Annotated in this window: 4 protein-coding genes; all 4 read right to left on the bottom strand. The window is 39.7% G+C overall.

The window, feature by feature from the left end; genetic code table 11:
• Positions 1-63: 63 nt before the first annotated feature.
• Positions 64-939, bottom strand: a complete 876-nt coding sequence (locus IBX40_12340; protein ID MBE0525098.1) for an aldo/keto reductase — start codon at positions 937-939, stop codon at positions 64-66.
• Entirely contained in the window at positions 932-2,068 is a 1,137-nt protein-coding gene (gene pseC / locus IBX40_12345; GenBank protein MBE0525099.1) for a UDP-4-amino-4,6-dideoxy-N-acetyl-beta-L-altrosamine transaminase, read from the bottom strand. Before pseC ends, IBX40_12340 begins: the two co-directional genes overlap by 8 nt.
• A 33-nt stretch (positions 2,069-2,101) precedes the next feature.
• Positions 2,102-2,773 (bottom strand): class I SAM-dependent methyltransferase, encoded by a 672-nt coding sequence (locus IBX40_12350; GenBank protein ID MBE0525100.1) that lies wholly within the window; start codon positions 2,771-2,773, stop codon positions 2,102-2,104.
• A 39-nt stretch (positions 2,774-2,812) separates the two neighbouring features.
• On the bottom strand, positions 2,813-3,072 hold a 260-nt coding region (locus IBX40_12355), incomplete at its 5' end, for an NAD-dependent dehydratase (protein ID MBE0525101.1).

Below are 3,072 nucleotides of genomic sequence, written 5' to 3' on the forward strand. Positions count from 1 at the left end.
GCAAAACCTTTCCAGGTAATCGTGTTGATCCCATTCTGGCCTGTACAATGGCTATAATACTCATTATCTGCTTACCTTCCAGTTTATAGGTAAAATCATATTCTCATCGTCTTCTCTTAATGAATAAAGCTTCAGGACTACATTTTTAACATCGGCCTGATAAACAGATGATAACATAATTTCTTTAATGTTTTGCAGACTATCAACTCCAACAACGACCTTATCCACGAAGTTATTAAGAATTGCAAAGTTAAGGCACAGCGCAGCAACTGGAATATTAAGTTGTGCAGCCAGTGAATGAAGATCTGAGATTTTGCATTTTATTTTTGCAAAATAATCATCCAATTCGGATGGTTTTTTAAAAACCAACCCCTGAAGGAACACAGACCTGACAAATATTTCCACCCCCATCTTTTTGAGCACCGGGAAATACTCCTCAAACCGCCTGTCAAAAATGTTGTATGGCACCTGAATGATATCAACATTAATCTTCTTCTCGATAATGTAATCAAGTTCAGAGGGATAATATAATGAGAGTCCTATCTTTTCGATTTTGCCCTCAGATTTCAGTTCCTCTAATATACTCCATATTTCAGGATTATCCATGCAATGCTGGAAGCTGTGACACATGTATCCGTATAGCCCGTCAATACCAAGCCTTTCCAATGAAGATTCAAATACGTTTATTACATCATTAGAATCACATTCTGGCAATTTAGATATGATCTTAAATACATTTCCATGTTTTTTAATGAAATTCCCGATTACCAGTTCACTATCCCCATATGCATAAGCTGTATCAAGAACGTCAATTCCAGATCGTATGGATTCATAAAGGATCTCAAATGCCTCTTTTTCAGGGATCTGTCCTTTTTTATTGCTGATGCCATAATCCAATCCGAACTGTACAGTTCCCAGTGCGATCTTATTTTTATCCATTTATATATCCTTTAATCGTTTCAACCACATATTCCAGTTGTTCCAATTCCATCTTTGGAAACAGTGGCAATGTGATTATCTGCTTAAATACGTCTTCAGTCACAGGGAACACTAAGGGATCAAAACCAAAATTCTTCACATAATAACTGTGCCTGTACACAGGAATATAATGCAGGTTCACGCCAATATTGGCACTGCGCATGTACTTGAAGAACTCATCCCTGTTAATCGATTCATCCACCAATATTGTATACAGATGCCAGGCATGCCTGACATTATCCTTTGTAACAGGCAGTGTAACAGCATCAATATCTCCAAGAAGCCTATTATACCTTAATGCCAGTTCATTGCGCTTATCAATGAACATATCCAGTTTCTTCAACTGCGATATTCCCAGAGCCGCCTGAAAATCAGTGATCCTGTAATTCCTGCCAAGATACTTCATATCATATGCCCACGATGAATCCGGACCGTACCTGTCCTGCGCATCCTTGTCTATACCATGACTTCTAAGAAGCGACATGCGTTTATATAATCCTTCTTCCTCCGTCGTAACGGCTCCACCTTCCCCGGTTGTGATATTCTTCACAGGATGGAAACTGAATATCGTAAGGTCTGCAAAATTCCCCACCTTTTTGCCATTGTATTCAGCCCCTATTGCATGACATGCATCCTCAATCAGGTACAGGTCGAATTCATCTGCAATGTCCCGGATTGCTTTGATATCACACGGCTGCCCCGCATAATCCACATAGATAATTGCTTTCGTATTCTTTGTGATCTTTCGCCTGATATCTTCCGGGTCAATATTGAACGTATCACTACAGATATCTGCAAACACGGGTTTCAGACCATTATAGAGGATGGCGTTGGATGTCGCAACAAATGTAAAGGGAGTGGTTATGACCTCACTACCTTCTGGTAAATTAAGTGACCGGACCGCGATATCCAGTGCACTTGTCCCGCTGTTGACAGCCACGCAGTAGCTGCATCCAAGATAAGAACACAGTGCATCCTCGAATTCTTTGATCTTTGGCCCTGTTGTAATCCAGTCGCTTTTAAGGACCGTGACGACCTCGTTGATGTCGTCGTCATCAATCCACTGTGTGCCGTAGGGTATGAAATCCATGTTTGTGCACAACCATCTTAGTAAATATTTCAATCAATCTAACTTTTGTTCAGGATAATTATTATAATCTTTTTTAAGTAAGCTTACTGCCATGCGGCTTTTATTATCAACAGATGGGTCTAATTTTTTTGTTTCATGGTGCCCGGTCATGTGCCCAATCAATTTATAAATGTTCGAACATGTAAACAATTTGGTATAATCTTGCTTATACGTCCACATTTGTTTATCATTAAGGTGATGATAATTTACTTTATTTGGTGAATCCGGCATAAAATCCCCGATTATCAAAAGACCGCCATCTGATAGTACGCGGTCGATTTCAGAAACAGATTTGAACAATTGCTCGCGGCCAATCCAGTGAAACACAAAGTTAATAATAACCAGATCAAATTTTTGATCATTATCAAATGGCAATTCATTTGCCACAGCCCTGTGAAATTCTATATGGGGGTACTTTTCTTTCCCAGCCTTAATTGCTAATTCAGACGGTTCTACTGCAACGCAATTACAACTATGTATCCTATTAATTTCATTGAGCCTCCAACCATTGCTGGCTCCAATTTCCAATACTTTTTTCGGAGTAATGTTGTAAAGTTGAATTAGATTAATTACAAAATCGCATTCATGCGTACCTACAAGGCTGGTAGCATTTCGTTTAAACCAATTATCTCCTTCATATCTTAAAAAAACATTATCCTGGCTCATTGCATCAGCTCTTTCATATAATGTGATTAGGTGACATGTTCATTGGGATCTGATCCATCCCTTCATTAACTCGATGCCTTTTATGAGCGGAGTTTTTGGTTCCCATCCCAGCACCCGTTTAGCTTTCGAGTAATCACACACAAGTTTTGGAATTTCACTCTGCAGATGGATGTGCTCAACATGCCTGATCTGCCCCTCGTCCTTGCAGATCAATGCGGCAAGGTCATTTACCGTGATATCCTCGCCAAGCCCTGCATTCAATATCTCACCATTCGCCTCATCCGAGTATGCAGCCTGTA

The organism is Methanosarcinales archaeon (assembly GCA_014859725.1).
GTDB lineage: Archaea > Halobacteriota > Methanosarcinia > Methanosarcinales > Methanocomedenaceae > Kmv04.